The 14324-nt window shown below is 55.8% G+C and carries 15 protein-coding genes; 10 read left to right on the forward strand and 5 right to left on the reverse strand.

Annotation, left to right across the window (positions count from 1 at the left end):
- The first annotated feature begins 11 nt into the window (after positions 1–11).
- The 5 genes from ACR0LH_RS17670 to ACR0LH_RS17690 all read left to right on the forward strand — a co-directional run bounded on the left by ACR0LH_RS17670 (position 12) and on the right by ACR0LH_RS17690 (position 4427).
- Positions 12–464: an Lrp/AsnC family transcriptional regulator gene (locus tag ACR0LH_RS17670; protein WP_170418241.1), complete on the forward strand. Its 453-nt coding sequence runs from the start codon at positions 12–14 to the stop codon at positions 462–464.
- A gap of 117 nt (positions 465–581) precedes the next feature.
- On the forward strand, positions 582–1160 hold the full coding sequence (locus ACR0LH_RS17675; protein WP_170567852.1) for a PA14 domain-containing protein: 579 nt from the start codon (positions 582–584) through the stop codon (positions 1158–1160).
- A gap of 318 nt (positions 1161–1478) precedes the next feature.
- A complete protein-coding gene (locus ACR0LH_RS17680) occupies positions 1479–3041 on the forward strand; it encodes an arylsulfatase (protein WP_480721907.1) in 1563 nt (520 codons plus the stop codon).
- Positions 3042–3176: 135 nt separating this feature from the next.
- Positions 3177–3560, forward strand: coding sequence for a DUF4345 domain-containing protein (locus ACR0LH_RS17685; protein WP_170650310.1), 384 nt, complete (start codon positions 3177–3179; stop codon positions 3558–3560).
- Between the two features lie 9 nt (positions 3561–3569).
- Positions 3570–4427 (forward strand): DUF302 domain-containing protein, encoded by an 858-nt coding sequence (locus tag ACR0LH_RS17690; RefSeq protein ID WP_170650313.1) that lies wholly within the window; start codon positions 3570–3572, stop codon positions 4425–4427.
- Between the two features lie 95 nt (positions 4428–4522).
- Here ACR0LH_RS17690 and ACR0LH_RS17695 read toward each other — a convergent pair whose 3' ends face one another.
- Both ACR0LH_RS17695 and ACR0LH_RS17700 read right to left on the reverse strand, forming a co-directional pair.
- Complete coding sequence (locus ACR0LH_RS17695; protein ID WP_480721908.1) at positions 4523–6163, reverse strand: transposase; 1641 nt, start codon at positions 6161–6163, stop codon at positions 4523–4525.
- Positions 6164–6444: 281 nt separating this feature from the next.
- The gene (locus tag ACR0LH_RS17700; RefSeq protein ID WP_480721909.1) at positions 6445–7407 is read right to left on the reverse strand and encodes an L-malyl-CoA/beta-methylmalyl-CoA lyase; all 963 of its coding nucleotides are present in this window, start codon (positions 7405–7407) and stop codon (positions 6445–6447) included.
- Between the two features lie 295 nt (positions 7408–7702).
- Between ACR0LH_RS17700 and dgcN the strand changes: the two genes are divergently transcribed.
- The 3 genes from dgcN (at position 7703) to ACR0LH_RS17715 (ending at position 10606) form a co-directional block, all read left to right on the forward strand.
- A complete protein-coding gene (gene dgcN / locus ACR0LH_RS17705; protein ID WP_170388100.1) occupies positions 7703–8704 on the forward strand; it encodes an N-acetyltransferase DgcN in 1002 nt (333 codons plus the stop codon).
- 65 nt (positions 8705–8769) lie between these two features.
- Entirely contained in the window at positions 8770–9735 is a 966-nt protein-coding gene (gene dgcA, locus ACR0LH_RS17710; protein WP_480721911.1) for an N-acetyl-D-Glu racemase DgcA, read from the forward strand.
- A gap of 10 nt (positions 9736–9745) precedes the next feature.
- Positions 9746–10606 carry a D-amino-acid transaminase gene (locus tag ACR0LH_RS17715; protein ID WP_170388103.1) on the forward strand — a complete coding sequence of 287 codons (861 nt, stop codon included), beginning with the start codon at positions 9746–9748 and terminating at the stop codon, positions 10604–10606.
- A gap of 42 nt (positions 10607–10648) precedes the next feature.
- On the opposite strand, the gene ACR0LH_RS17720 is transcribed toward ACR0LH_RS17715, so the two are convergent.
- The 3 genes from ACR0LH_RS17720 to ACR0LH_RS17730 form a co-directional block, all read right to left on the reverse strand.
- The gene (locus ACR0LH_RS17720; protein WP_170567844.1) at positions 10649–10963 is read right to left on the reverse strand and encodes a DUF1244 domain-containing protein; all 315 of its coding nucleotides are present in this window, start codon (positions 10961–10963) and stop codon (positions 10649–10651) included.
- Positions 10964–11036: 73 nt separating this feature from the next.
- On the reverse strand, positions 11037–11276 hold the full coding sequence (locus ACR0LH_RS17725) for a DUF6868 family protein (RefSeq protein WP_170699147.1): 240 nt from the start codon (positions 11274–11276) through the stop codon (positions 11037–11039).
- Between the two features lie 59 nt (positions 11277–11335).
- Positions 11336–12073 (reverse strand): N-formylglutamate amidohydrolase, encoded by a 738-nt coding sequence (locus ACR0LH_RS17730; RefSeq protein ID WP_480721912.1) that lies wholly within the window; start codon positions 12071–12073, stop codon positions 11336–11338.
- Positions 12074–12204: 131 nt separating this feature from the next.
- Here ACR0LH_RS17730 and pyk point away from each other — a divergent pair, with 131 nt between their 5' ends.
- On the forward strand, positions 12205–13650 hold the full coding sequence (gene pyk / locus ACR0LH_RS17735; RefSeq protein ID WP_170418219.1) for a pyruvate kinase: 1446 nt from the start codon (positions 12205–12207) through the stop codon (positions 13648–13650).
- 234 nt (positions 13651–13884) lie between these two features.
- Complete coding sequence (locus ACR0LH_RS17740) at positions 13885–14322, forward strand: universal stress protein (RefSeq protein WP_480721914.1); 438 nt, start codon at positions 13885–13887, stop codon at positions 14320–14322.
- Positions 14323–14324 lie beyond the last annotated feature (2 nt).

Here is a 14324-nt window from a genome sequence, read left to right on the forward strand (position 1 = left end):
TTCTGCAATAAATGACCAAGATTGATCGAATAAATCAGCAAATATTGCACGAGCTTTCGCGCGACGGACGGATCAGCAATCTGGATCTGGCCGAACGTGTTGGGCTTTCCCCATCCGCCTGCCTGCGCCGCGTGCAAGAACTGGAGCGTTCAGGCGTGATCGCCGGATACCGCGCGGTCTTGAACCCGGCGGCGGTTGGCGTGGGGTTCGTGGCCTATATCGGCGTGGGTCTGGGCGAACACACCAAGGCCGCACAGGAAGGGTTTGAGCGTGCCCTTCAGCGTGCCCCCGAAGTGGTCGAGTGTCACAACATCACCGGCACCATAGAATACCTGCTGCGCGTCGAATGCGCGGACCTTCCGGCCTATAAGACCTTCCATACAGATGTGCTGGGAACACTGCCGCATGTCACTTCGATTACGTCTTATGTTGTCATGGATTCTCCCAAAGATATGCGTGCCTAGCGCCGCGATTGTGATGTTTAACCGTCTTGCGGGGGCAAAATTCACACCCTAGTGTCAGTTAATGACCTAATCATATGGGGATCGAGCCCCCGCAGGATGACTCTCAGGGAGGAGATTATGAAACTCTTCAGAACAGGGGCGCTTGTCGCAGTCTTCGCGATGATTGCAGGTGCGGCCATGTCAGCGCCGCTCAAGCTGCAACCTGCCAGCCCTCAGCCCAGCCCAAAAGCCGGTTTGAATGTAAAATACGCATGGGAGGGTAACCCTCCGCGTAAGATCCAGAACCTGTCCAAGGTTGATTTTCTGCTGAAAAAGGCCAAACCGGGTCAGCCGCTGCGTGGATTGGACTACCGCGATACGACCGAAGGCGATCCGGTGATGACATTCAACGAAGCGTTCAACGTCGCGGCTGAGATCACCGGTTACATCAAGTTCAATTCACCCGGTGTCTACGAGCTTGAGACTTGGTCCAATGATGGGATCGACGCTTGGGTCGGTGGGCAACAGATCGGATACTTCAACGGTCGTCAGGGGTGCGATGCGAACCAGAGGACCGAGGTCGAAGTCCCGCAGGCGGGATGGTACCCCCTGAAGATCAAGTATTTTCAGAAATACGGAACGTCTTGCCTGATGATGAAATGGGGCAAGAAAGGTGAACGGTTCACCTGGACGCCAAACGACGTATTTGGCCGTTAAGAAAAAGGCGCCCCGAAGGGCAAGGCCCTATAGGTAAATGTTGAAGGAGGCTGAGAATTCAGCCTCCTTCCATATGTATTCAGATTGAGAAGTTCGAAAATTGGCGCCAATTATCGGATGTTCGATTTTGGTACAGCAAATGACCGCTTTGAGCCATAAGATAGACTTTGGTTGATTGCGGTTTTTTCTGACGCATTGCGCCTAAAATTTCGAGTATTATTAATGCGTTAGCATGGGTGGGTAAAATATTGACACGCAGATTTCGGAAGATCTACTCTCATTTCCAGAGATAGATTACCGTTCTGAAGGGGCTGCCATATGAAATTTGCATATAACTTTATTGCTGCGATAGGCCTAACGGCCAGTGCAGCTTTCGCCGATGCCAATGAACGGCCCAACATTCTCGTCATCATGGCGGATGATGTTGGCTGGGCCAGCCTTGGTGCGTATCACGGTGGAGTAAAGAGCATCGAAACCCCAAACTTGGATCAGTTGGCAGCCGACGGCGCCAGGTTGACCGACTATTACGCCGAGCCGAGTTGTACAGCCGGTAGATCTGCATTCATTACCGGCCAAATGCCGATCCGAACAGGGATGCATACGGTCGGGCTTCCTGGCGGTCCCATCGGTCTGCACCCTGAAGACCCAACCCTGCCAATGTTCTTAAAAGAACTGGGTTATACCACGGGCCAGTTTGGAAAAAACCATCTGGGCGACCTGAACAAGTTCCTCCCAACCATTAAAGGCTTTGATGAGTATTGGGGGTGGCTGTATCACCTAAACGCGATGGAGTACCGCGATGACCCTGATTGGCCAGATGACCCGGAATTCGACGCGCAATACGGGCCGCGCAACATCATACATTCGTTTGCGACAGACGTAGACGACGAGACCGTGGACCCACGGTTTGGTAAAGTTGGCAAACAGCGCATTGTCGATGATGGTCCGGCTCCGCCTGAACGTCAGAAAACGCTTGATGACGAAGTAACAGCTCACACCAAGGACTTTATCTCAAGGGCAGTCGAAGCGGATACACCGTTCTTTGTGTGGATGGCCCCAGCCAGAGCTCATGTGTGGACCCATCTCAGCCCGGAGTATGAGGCGATGTTAGGCGACGGGCGCGGTTTGCAAGATGTCGTTATGAAAGAGCTAGATGACAATGTCGGCAAGGTACTCAACCACCTTGATGAGCTTGGCGTATCAGACAACACAATCGTAGTCTTCACTGCTGACAATGGGCCGGAAACCATAACTTGGCCGGATGGGGGAACGACGCCTTTCTATGGGGAAAAGGGAACCACTTGGGAAGGTGGTTTCCGAGTTCCGGCAATCATTCGTTGGCCCGGAAAAATTCCTGAGGGCCAAGTTCTGAACGGAATTTTCAGTGGCATGGATTGGATGCCTACGATTGTTGCAGCAGCCGGCGGGCCAGATGATCTTCCCGCCGAGTTGCTGGAGGGTTACCAAGGCTTCAATGTGCACTTGGATGGTTACAACCAACTTCCTTACCTTGTTGGCGAAACGGATGAGAGTAACCGTGACGAAATCATCTACTATGAGGGCACAGATCTGCAAGCAGTTCGGTATAGGGACTGGAAGGCGCATTTCGTTGTGCAAAACCATGGATGGGCTGGGGCTAAGGAAGAACGCACTGCCCCACTGCTGATCAACCTGCGTCGCGATCCTTATGAGAAAGCGGCTCATGAAAGCGGCATGTATGTTCGTTGGATGGGGCAAAAAATGTGGGCATTCGGCCCGGCATTCAACTTGGTACGCGAACATCTTGCGACGTTTGAGGCCTATCCATCGCGTGGCGCTTCTGTTTCAAATCAAGCACATGTCGAGGAACAGACTTCGACCGAGGGCGGCCTCTCCCAGTAGAGATCACTGCGAGAACACTTTCGCAAACCTCAATATGACAATGGATATCCGGCCTTTAGGGTCGGGTGGTCCATCTATCAGGTTTCAATGCACGCGGGCCGATTGGTAAGGCCATTTCTTTTGTGAGGAATTAAGATGACCGCCAGACTACTGCTTCTGCTTGCTGCTTTTGGTCTTGTTCCAATTGCTCTGTCTTATGGCGTCGTACCAAGTGCGTCTATTTCATTCCTGCTTGGCTTTCCCGTTGAGGGGACCAGCCAAACACATGTTTTTCGGGCGATAATGGGCCTTTACCTCGCAAATGCAGCATTTTGGCTCATCGCAGCCAACAGACCGGAACTGCAAAACACAGCGCTGTGGGTCCTGTTCCTGTTCATGGTTGGGTTAGCGGCGGGCCGCATCTTGAGCATTCTTGTAGACGGCATGCCCAATACTGTTCTGGTGCTCTACCTTTTGGCCGAACTTGCATTTGGTGCCATGGCAGCTCTCTTGCTTTTTAGAAAATCGGACGCGGGATGAGCTGAAGCCATGCTTAGACGATCAATCTCAACTGTTTTCTCTGCCCTGTTCATTTTTGTGGTGAATGCTGAAGCTGCTCAGACTCAAACCGTGCAGCAAGAGGTCGATTCAAATTTTGCGCTTGTGGCAGGGGCGGTTAAAACAGCCAGCTTGAACGAAATTGCTTCTATTGATCATTCTCGTCTCGCATTGGCTGAAGGCGTGGAGATGCCCGCTTCCCGAGTGCTGATTTACTCGGACCCGGCGGTCAACTCTGCGATACTCTCAGAAAATCTTCGGGCAGGTTTGGATTTACCTTTCCGAGTGCTGTCGTACGATGCAGGCGGGGAAGCACAAGTCTCCTTTACCGATGCCGAATTTCTGAAGGTGCGACATGGGTTAGAAGATTCAAACGCTTTGGGGGCCTTTGCGGATCTTCAAGCAAGAATTTTGGATGAAGTCCCCGCTCAACCAGCCCCTGTCGCCAACCTGAGTTCGAACTTTGGAATTATTGAGCTTCATTCAAAGCTGAACGTATCAGAGGCGGTTGCTAGCCTGACCGAGACCGTAAAATCGCAGAGCGATACAATTTGGTTCGGAGAAGTCAATTTCGGTATGGAAGCCGCAGAGCTTGGTGTGGAAATTGATGAAGCCGTGCTGCTTTTGTTTGGTGGCCCTGCACCAGGAGGCGTAGCGATGGCAGACTTTCCCGCCATCGGGTTAGATGCCTTCTGTCAAAAATTGCTTGTTATCTCGGATGGCAACGATGGGTCCGTCATTCTGTTCAATGACATCGCAGCATTGGCTGAGCTTCACTATGGCAAAAGTGCTAAACCGCATCACATGCTTAACGAGCGATTGACAGAAACATTCAGAAACGCGATTTAGGCGCTTTCGTCAAATGCGGGGTCTAAGGCAGCTTTGTCCCCGCAGAACAACCTTAGGTTAACGCAAAACGAACGGCGTTTTTTTGCTTGCCGAATTCAAAAACTGAAGAGATCCCGATCATACACAAAGCCCTTCGCAATACCGAGCTTCATAGCTGGGCTCTTGTGTTCTTTTACCATGAGGTCGGTGTAGTTATGGGCAAACCTCAGGATATCCACCAGCTTCATGACCATGACCGGATTGTAGTACTGCTTGTAGTACCACAGGCTTTTGCGGCCCGAGGTTGACAAGCCACGCTCAAATCCCATGACCTTGGTCCGTGCCCGAGCGTGATACATGTCCACCGGATGTGTTCCCGCCCGAACTGCGAACTGGGCCATCTGGGCAAAATCTAATCGTGTTGGGTCAGTGCGGAAAATCACCCGCTTATGCGGCTCGTTGATGAAGTGGAACGGATAGTGAATGCCGGCCGTTTCAGACTGACCGGTATGATCCATTAGGAGTGCCCTGATATCGGAGAGTGCCATATTGCCAAAGGAAGCTTCCAAAAGGTACTCCATGGCGCCGTCCTGTGGTCTGGGGACAGCCTGATCACCGTCTCCAGGCAAGTACCCTGCCTGACGCAGCAAATACTCCACGCGCTCTAATTCCTTGTTACCATCAGCCACAAACCCCAGGCGTCGCGGATGGCTTTCGTTCTTTGCCATGGTGACGTCTGCAATCCGCACCACTCTCTTCTGCACTTCATTTTTGAACACAGCCAAAAAGGCTGAAGAGACACCCGTATCGCGGTCAACTGAAAAGTTCAGCAGTCGATACTTCCGACCGATCTTCTTCTTGAGCAGCATGATATGTGCAAACTCGGCCGCGTCTTGTCGAACCCTGGCGGCCATCTCAAGGAGCCTGATATCGTCATCAAGTTCTCTTGGCTTTTTGTTACGGTGCCACCGACTTGATTTTGGGTTGGTCGCCTCGTGTCGTTTGCAAATGTACTCGATGTACTCACTGGCAAACCAAATCCGAGCGTTCTCCCGCATAGAACGAGGTTTTTCTTTGTCTCCGATAATTTCCATCGCCTTTTCGACGGCAAGCGGGTGAACGTCAGGATCAACATCTGTTGTAGACGCAATGACATACTTGCTGTCGCTGTGGACGGTGCACATGTGGCGCACTTCTACAAGTTTACGAATACCTCTGTCGGGCCAGTTCACCTGAAGGATTTGTGTGTCCGTGGCGAAGTGAGGACTATCCCCTTCAAATACTTCGGGCAGTCGCTTTTCCCGATCTGCTGCAAACGCTTGGCATTGCTCGTGGATGAAGTCGATCTTCGAATAGACTTCCGGAAGTGATGTATCCAGTAACCGTGAGATAGCTGAAAGCGTCACGCCATTAACCAGCGATCTAAAGACTTTACCATTTAGGTCGCTACGCTTATGTCGCCTCGTTGAGCGACCAATCGAGAAGGTCTTCTTACAGGCTTTGCACTGATATCTTGGATCTCCTTTGGCCGTTTTACCGAACTTTCGATACTGGCTCGGCATGAGCCCAACGGTCGCTCCATGATTGATACATGCAACACTCGGACAACTTTCACGTTTTGTTCTTCTATTCAGGCGGGAGAGCCTTGCGTATTCTTCCGCCAAAGCCTTGTTGGACTTGAGGATGCTAGACCGTCCGCAACTTGGGCAAACATAGGTGCGTTCATCTCCAGAACCGGAGACCTTGCCCCGCGCCATGTTCGAACCAAGAGTAGCTGGTCGGCCGCGCCCATCTCGTGGGTCAGGTAATACGCCGTAAAGGTCACAAAGTGGATTGCGGCAAAAATTGACTGAGAAACCTCCAGGCAGGCGAGGAAGACGAGTTCTCATTTTGTTCGCAGATTTCTGCGAAGCCTTCGTGGGTTCCGGCACGTCACAAGCTCTTATTTCTAAACGAAAACGACCAGTAGCCTAGCTGCTGGTCGATAGCTCGTCAACATTTACCTATAGTGGCTTGCCCGAAGGGCGCCTTTTCAGTCTCAACCGTTTGCGGCGATCAATTCAGCCTGTGCCACGATCACCTCGGCCTGTTTGATCGACGCGATGTCCACCAGACGCCCCTTGTAGACCGTTGCGCCTTCGCCATTGGCCTTTGCCTGTTCCATCGCGGCAAGGATTTCGCGTGCCTCGGATACGGCTTCGTCTGACGGGGTGAAGACCTGATTGGCCAGCGCGATCTGCTTGGGATGGATCGCCCATTTGCCGACCATGCCCAGCGTGGCCGAGCGTTTGGCCTGCGCGATATATCCTTCGTCATCCGAGAAGTCGCCGAACGGCCCGTCAACCGGCAGCACCCCATGGGTGCGGCAGGCAGCGACAATGGCGGCCTGCGCCCAGTGCCACGGATCGGACCAGTGCTTTTCGCCCTCACGCAGCATGTAGTAGTTTTCCTGCGTGCCGCCGATGCCGGTGGTCTGCATCCCCATCGAGGCCGCAAAGTCCGCAGCACCAAGGCTCATGGCCTGCATGCGGGGCGAGGAGGCGGCGATTTCCTCGACACGGGCGATGCCTGCGGCGGATTCGATGATGACCTCAAAGCTGATCGGCTTGGTGCGGCCCTTGGCGCGCTCGATCGCCGTGACCAGCGCGTCCACGGCGTAGACATCTGCCGCACAACCGACTTTGGGGATCATGATCTGGTCCAGACGGTCGCCAGCCTGTTCCAGCAGATCAACCACGTCGCGGTACCAATAAGGCGTGTCCAACCCGTTGATGCGGACGGACATGTATTTGCTGCCCCAGTCGATGGTGTTCAGTGCCTCGATCACATTGGCGCGGGCCACGTCCTTGTCGGTGGGTGCGACCGAGTCCTCAAGGTCCAGATTGATCACATCCGCTGCAGAGGCAGCCATTTTCGGGAACAGTTTGGTATTTGATCCCGGCCCGAACAGTTGGCAACGGTTCGGGCGCGCGGGGGCGGCGGGTTGGATGCGAAAGCTCATCTGGACCTCGTGCGAGAAAGGAAATTACGATTTTCTTGCCTCTTGGGGTATTAAATTGCGCGTTGCTTCGCAAGCGTCTTTGTGCAGATGCGGCAATGCAATCGCAGCATTCGCCGCAATACGCTGCGTCGCTGGCGGTTAAAGTTTAATCGCTTTGAAAACTTGGGATGTTTTTGCGCCTTTGATCAAAACTGCGCAAGATTCTCCCTCTCGACCCTGCGTCGCTGCAGGAAAACGCGAAACACTCGTTTGAGTGGTTCAATAATCTGCGTCGGAATCAAAGGAGTGCACCGCAATGATCGAGACACCGTATCTATTGTTTTTGGGCGATGCGCCCGACCAGTTGGCGGCCAAGGTTGCCATCGGAATCCGCGACTGGCGGCCGGAAAACGCCGTGGGTCAGTACCGCATGGACGGCTGCAAGGCCGATTTGGGCATGACGGACATGACACTTGCCGAAGCCAAAGCCGCCGGAGCAAAGACCTTGGTTATCGGTGTAGCCAACCGGGGCGGTGTGATCAGCGCGGCGTGGAAAAAGGTGCTGATCGAAGCGTTGGAGATGGGCTATGATCTGGCGTCCGGCCTACACAACCTGCTGCGCGATGAAGGTGATCTGGTGGCCGCAGCTCAGACCCATGGCTGCACTTTGCATGATGTGCGGGTGCCGACCGTTGGCTATCCGATCGCCAATGGCCGAAAACGCGCGGGCAAGCGGTGTCTGGCCGTGGGCACCGATTGTTCGGCGGGCAAGATGTATACTGCCATGTCGATGGACGCCGAGATGCGCAAGCGCGGGTTGAAGTCCACCTTCCGCGCCACCGGTCAGACGGGTATTCTGATCACCGGGCAGGGCGTTCCATTGGACGCGGTCGTCGCCGACTTCATGGCGGGTGCGGTTGAATACCTGACGCCCGAGAATGACGCGGATCACTGGGATCACATCGAAGGGCAGGGCTCGCTTTATCATGTGTCCTATTCTGGCGTGACCATGGCGCTGATCCATGGCGGCCAGCCGGATGCGCTGATCCTGTGCCACGAACCCACCCGGACTCATATGCGCGGCCTGCCGGAATATTCTCTGCCCACGCTGCAAGAATTGCGCGACGCCGCGCTTCCGATGGCACGGATTGCGAACCCGGCCTGTCAGGTTGTCGGGGTGTCGATCAACACTCAGAACCTGAGTGAAGAGGACGCCTTGGCCTATATCGCCGAGGTTGAGGCCGAGATGGGTCTGCCCGCCACCGATCCGTACCGGTTTGGTGCGGGTAAACTGGTGGATGCGCTGGCCGCGCTGTGATCTAAGCGCTGGGCCGGTGGCGTTCGTTGCCGGCCTTTTCGACACTAAACTGAAAGGGTAGGCGCGTGCAGGTAGAAGTCTCTCGTGATGTGTTTCGGCTGGCGCAGGTGTTCACCATTTCGCGCGGGTCGCGGACCGAGGCGAAGGTTCTGACAGTTCGGATTTCGGATGGGGCGCATCAGGGTTGTGGGGAATGTGTTCCTTACGCGCGCTACGACGAGACGCTCGATTCGGTCGAGGCTGAGATCGCTGGCCTGCCCGCAGAATTCACACGTCAGTCGCTGATGGACCTGCTGCCCGCGGGGGCTGCGCGTAATGCCGTGGACTGTGCGCTTTGGGATCTGGAGTGCAAACGCGCAGGTAAACGGGCCTGGGACTTGGCTGGCTTGCCGGTTCCGGGGCCGGAGATCACGGCATATACCCTTTCGCTGGATACACCCGAGGCAATGCAGGCGCAGGCGGCGCAGAATGCGCATCGCCCGCTGCTGAAGATCAAGCTGGGCACACCGGACGACATGCCTCGGCTTGAGGCCGTCCGCGCAGGTGCGCCGAATGCCAAGATCATCGTCGACGCGAATGAGGGCTGGTCAGCCGCCGTCTACGCCGATCTTGCGCCACATCTGGTGCGCCTGGGGGTGGCTCTGGTCGAACAGCCTCTGCCCGCCGGAGACGACGAGGCATTGATCGGGATGGAGCGTCCGGTTCCAGTCTGCGCCGACGAATCCTGTCATGACCGCGCCAGCCTTCCTGCGCTGAAGGGTAAATATGACGTGGTCAACATCAAGCTCGACAAAACCGGCGGCCTGACCGAGGCGCTGGAACTGCGAAAGCAGGCGCTGGCCGAGGGGTATCAAGTGATGGTCGGCTGCATGGTCGGCAGCTCGCTTGCGATGGCTCCTGCGACCTTATTGGCGCAGGGTGCGATGGTAACGGACCTTGACGGCCCGCTTCTTCTGGCCGAAGACCGCACCAACCCGCTGATTTTTGATGACGCCGGAGTGCATCCGCCTTCAAGCGCGCTCTGGGGCTGAGGAGAACAACATGACCCGCACCGTTTACGTGAACGGAGAATACCTGCCCGAGACCGAGGCCAAAGTCTCGATCTTTGATCGTGGATTCCTGATGGCCGACGCTGTTTACGAAGTGACCAGCGTTCTGGACGGCAAGCTGATCGACTTTGAAGGCCACGCGGTGCGCCTGAAACGCTCGCTGGACGAGCTGCAGATGGCCGAGCCCTGCAGCAAGGATGAGCTTTTGGAAATTCACCGCAAGCTGGTCGAACTGAACGGGATCGTTGAGGGCTTGATCTATTTGCAGGTCACACGCGGCAGCGATGGAGACCGGGATTTTGTGTTCCCTGCGGCTGACACCAAGCCGACGCTCGTCCTGTTCACCCAGAACAAGCCGGGTCTGGCCGACAGTCCCGCGGCGCAGAAGGGGGCCAAGATCATCTCGATCGACGATATCCGCTGGGGACGTCGCGACATCAAGACCGTGCAGTTGCTGTATCCGTCCTTGGGCAAGATGATGGCAAAGGCCGCCGGTTGCGATGACGCGTGGATGGTCGAGGATGGCTATGTCACCGAAGGCACCAGCAACAACGCCTATTTCGTGAAAGACGGTAAGATCGTCACCCGCCCGTTGTCCAATGACATCCTGCACGGCATCACCCGCAAAGCCGTCCTGCGCATGGCGGCTGAGGCCCAGATGGAAGTCGAGGAACGTCTGTTCACCATCGATGAGGCGAAAGAGGCGGATGAGGCTTTCACCACCTCGGCCAGTGCTTTCGTGATGCCGGTGGTTGAGATCGACGGGGTCGCGCTGGGCGAGGGAACACCGGGTCCGATCGCCAAGCGTCTGCGCGAGATCTATTTGGATGAAAGCCGCAAAGCGGCGATCTGAGCAAAAAGGCCCGCTGAATTGGCGGGCCTTTCTTTTGATGCGTCAGCCTTTCTTGCCGACGTTTTCTTCAAACGCGACCTCGAAGGCGGCCTGTTTCTCGGGGCTGGCTTCGGTCTGATAATTGGCTTTCCAGTCGTCCATTGTCATGCCGTAGAAAATCTGACGGGCTTCGTCCTTGCCCATCTCGATGCCTTTTTCATTGGCCGCTTCCTGATACCAGCGCGACAGGCAGTTGCGGCAGAACCCGGCCAGATTCATCATGTCGATGTTCTGTACGTCGGTGCGGTCTTCCATCAGGTGCTTTTGCAGCCGACGGAACGCGGCGGCCTGAAGTTCGATTTCGGTTTGCTTGTCCATGGTCTGACTCCGGGTGACAGTATCGTTGTATCTGACCTAGCGGTCCGGTGGCGATGTTTCAACAATCGGCCTATCAGGCCAGTTTCAACGCCAGCCACGGTACGATGCAGAAGATCAACGTCAGAATTTTGTAGTTGGCGAGATACCTGAAATAGGCCCGTTTCACGTCTGGGCGTTCCATCTGGAACATCCTGCCGTGGATGCCCGCGATCCAGTCCTGCAACAGCAAAACCATTGCTGTCGTGAACAGCAAAACCCCGATGTTGAGAACGGCCATCCAGCCAAAAACGGAGGTTATAAATTCCTGTGTCATAGTCGCCCCCTTTCCCGCAATATATATGGGTTGGCGGCGAACCTCACAATGTCATGCGCTTAAAGGTCGCTGCCCTTCAGAGCATCCTCTAGAATGACCGCCAACCGCTCGGCCCATGCGCGTTGCCCGGCATGATCGGCAATCAGATCGTTGCGCAGCTCGATCAACGCATTGGGGCGGCCAAATGCCGTGCAATGTTTGTCAATCGCGTCACCGGGCAGCACTCCGGTATAGGGTTCATTGACACCAACGCACAGGTCGCCTTCTGCTTCCAGTCGGTTGACCAACGGGCGCGCAAAGCGTTTGTCCGGTGTGTGCAGGACACCCACATGCCACGGGCGCGGGTCGCGGCCGCGAAGTTGCCGGGTGAACGAGTGCATCGATACGATCACCGCGTGGGGCAGGGCGGCCAATTCAGCTAGCGCATTGTGATAAGGGCGATAGCACATGTTCAGGCGGCGTTCGCGTTCGGCGGCGTCTGCGTGGCGGTTGCCGGGGATGATCGAGCCGTCATACAGCTTCATCAGTAGGGTCGGGTCATCTTCCCCCCGGTTGGGGTCGATCACGAGGCGTGAGAAATTGGCAGCAATGACGGGCGCGTTCAGAATTTCACCCAGATGCTTGGAAACCTCATAAGCGCCCACGTCATATGCGATGTGACGCTCCATATCCTCGCGCGGCAGGCCGAGGTCTCCACCGTTGATTTCGGGCGGCACGGTGTTGGTTGCATGGTCGCATGTGATCAGCCAGCGGGACGGGCGATCCGCGCCGTGGATAAAAAACGGAGAATACGTCATAAGCCTGTCATCTAGTTTGCCGCAGGTGTAGGACAGTTGCTTCCAAAAGGGAATTGCGCAATAAGCAGCCTAAGCAATGTTTGCGGTAACAAATTCGCGAAACCAGAGAATACCTGAGGAGAGCAAGACCAATGCGACGCCTGAGAAATGTAAAAATCGTGGCGACGCTGGGACCGGCGTCCAATGACTATGACACCATCCGCGCCTTGCACGAGGCCGGGGCAGATGTGTTCCGCCTGAACATGAGCCACGGCAGCCACGACGAAATTCGCGAACGCCACCGTATTATCCGGCAGGTGGAAAAAGACCTCGACAGCCCGATTGCAATCCTTGCCGATCTTCAGGGGCCGAAACTGCGTGTGGGTGTCTTTGCCAATGATGCCGAAGAACTGGTCGAGGGCGCGTCTTTCCGACTGGATCTCGATTCCGAAGCCGGGGACGTCAACCGTGTTTGCCTGCCTCACCCCGAGATTTTCGCGGCGTTGGAACCAGGCGCGCGACTGTTGGTCAATGATGGCAAAATCCGCCTGATCGTTCAGGACTGTGGCCAGGACTACGCCAACTGCACAGTTGAGGTGGGCGGCACGATTTCCAACCGCAAGGGTGTAAACGTGCCGGACGTTGTGCTGCCGCTGGCAGCTCTGTCCGCCAAGGATCGCGACGATCTGGAATTTGTCTGTCAGTTGGGTGTCGATTGGCTGGCGCTGAGCTTTGTGCAGCGCGCCAAGGATGTGTTTGAGGCCCGCGCATTGGCCGATGGCCGCGCGTCGATCCTGTCCAAGATCGAAAAACCGGCAGCGGTTGAGGCATTTGACGACATCCTTGATGCGTCCGACGGGATCATGGTCGCGCGAGGTGATCTGGGCGTGGAGCTGCCCGTGTCCGCTGTTCCGCCTATCCAGAAACGCCTTGTTCGGAAATGCCGTGGTGCAGCCAAGCCGGTGATTGTGGCGACGCAGATGTTGGAGAGCATGATCGAAAGCCCCATGCCGACCCGCGCCGAGGTCTCGGATGTGGCCACCGCCATTTACGAAGGCACGGACGCCATCATGCTCAGCGCTGAATCCGCCGCGGGATCTTACCCGATCGAGGCAGTGCAGACGATGAACAAGGTCGCCATCGAGGTCGAAGCAGACCCGACCTATTCTCAAATCATCGCGTCGTCACGGTCGGCCAAAGGCACGTCTGTGGCAGATGGCATCGTTGCCGCCGCGCGTGAGATCGCTGAAAAAACCGAAATCAAGGCGATCTGCTGCTTTACGCAAAGCGGAACAACTGCCCTGCTGACAGCGCGCGAGCGTCCGGGTGTTCCGATCATCGCGTTGACACCGGCCACCGGCACGGCCCGCCGCCTGTGCCTGACCTGGGGATGCCATTGCGTGATGACGCCCGAGCTTGAACGGTTCAAAGGCGCAGTGGTGAATGCAGCCCGCGCCGCCCGCGCCGGTGGATTTGCCGCCGAAGCCGACCAGATCGTTGTCACGGCGGGTGTGCCCTTCAACGTGCCGGGTACGACCAACATCCTGCGCATCGCGCCCTGCGACGAGCGGTTGATTTACAACACCGACCCGGGTTGAGCTGTAGTGCTTCAACTCTCGGACAGTGGTGATAGCTTAAAAAATAAGCACAAAAAGTACATATAAAACAATACAGTATCCAAATAGAGGGCGAATCCTAAAGATTCCCCTCTATTTTTCGGTGTTTTTCTTGGATACTGATCTGCATGGGCGGTCTACTCATTAAGTTCCAGGTTCCGGCTGCCCGGCCGGGGGCACGGGCCTCGGTATAATCAACAAAATCGGAGGAACGTCATGACAACCAAAATTGTCATTGGACTGGACGGGACAGAAACTGGAGCGCGCGCGATCGCCTTCGCCAAGGATTTGGCCGAACGGATCGGAACGTGTGAATTGCTAGTGGTTTATGTTATCGAATGGTCCCCTTTCACTTTTCAAACACCTGAAGAAAACGCGTTGCGACACAAGCGGCGCGAAGAAGAGGTCGAATTGGCGACGTCGCGGATCGTCAAGCCAGCTGTGGAAGCTCTGTCCGCTGCCGGGTTTTCGGCGCATGGTATCGTGCGTCATGGCGACGTGGCCGAGACTCTCAACGCGATTACGGTCGAAAACGGCGGGACGCAGATCATCGTAGGCCGCGCGTCGGCAGATGGCTTCAAAAAGCGGCTGTTTGGCAGTTCGACGCAAAACCTTGTGATGCATGCCGATGTGCCTGTCACAGTAGTGAATTGAGA

This window comes from Ruegeria sp. CL6, from assembly GCF_056536465.1.

Excerpts from the sequence above, each read along its gene's own strand:
- ACR0LH_RS17720 (WP_170567844.1), bottom strand. The coding sequence starts at position 10,963 with ATGGACAAGCAAACCGAAATCGAACTTCAGGCCGCCGCGTTCCGTCGG.
- ACR0LH_RS17675 (WP_170567852.1), top strand. The coding sequence starts at position 582 with ATGAAACTCTTCAGAACAGGGGCGCTTGTCGCAGTCTTCGCGATGATT.
- ACR0LH_RS17725 (WP_170699147.1), bottom strand. The coding sequence starts at position 11,276 with ATGACACAGGAATTTATAACCTCCGTTTTTGGCTGGATGGCCGTTCTC.
- ACR0LH_RS17680 (WP_480721907.1), top strand. The coding sequence starts at position 1,479 with ATGAAATTTGCATATAACTTTATTGCTGCGATAGGCCTAACGGCCAGT.
- ACR0LH_RS17690 (WP_170650313.1), top strand. The coding sequence starts at position 3,570 with ATGCTTAGACGATCAATCTCAACTGTTTTCTCTGCCCTGTTCATTTTT.
- ACR0LH_RS17740 (WP_480721914.1), top strand. The coding sequence starts at position 13,885 with ATGACAACCAAAATTGTCATTGGACTGGACGGGACAGAAACTGGAGCG.
- ACR0LH_RS17700 (WP_480721909.1), bottom strand. The coding sequence starts at position 7,407 with ATGAGCTTTCGCATCCAACCCGCCGCCCCCGCGCGCCCGAACCGTTGC.
- ACR0LH_RS17730 (WP_480721912.1), bottom strand. The coding sequence starts at position 12,073 with ATGACGTATTCTCCGTTTTTTATCCACGGCGCGGATCGCCCGTCCCGC.
- ACR0LH_RS17685 (WP_170650310.1), top strand. The coding sequence starts at position 3,177 with ATGACCGCCAGACTACTGCTTCTGCTTGCTGCTTTTGGTCTTGTTCCA.
- dgcN (WP_170388100.1), top strand. The coding sequence starts at position 7,703 with ATGATCGAGACACCGTATCTATTGTTTTTGGGCGATGCGCCCGACCAG.
- ACR0LH_RS17670 (WP_170418241.1), top strand. The coding sequence starts at position 12 with ATGACCAAGATTGATCGAATAAATCAGCAAATATTGCACGAGCTTTCG.
- pyk (WP_170418219.1), top strand. The coding sequence starts at position 12,205 with ATGCGACGCCTGAGAAATGTAAAAATCGTGGCGACGCTGGGACCGGCG.
- ACR0LH_RS17695 (WP_480721908.1), bottom strand. The coding sequence starts at position 6,163 with ATGGCGCGGGGCAAGGTCTCCGGTTCTGGAGATGAACGCACCTATGTT.
- ACR0LH_RS17715 (WP_170388103.1), top strand. The coding sequence starts at position 9,746 with ATGACCCGCACCGTTTACGTGAACGGAGAATACCTGCCCGAGACCGAG.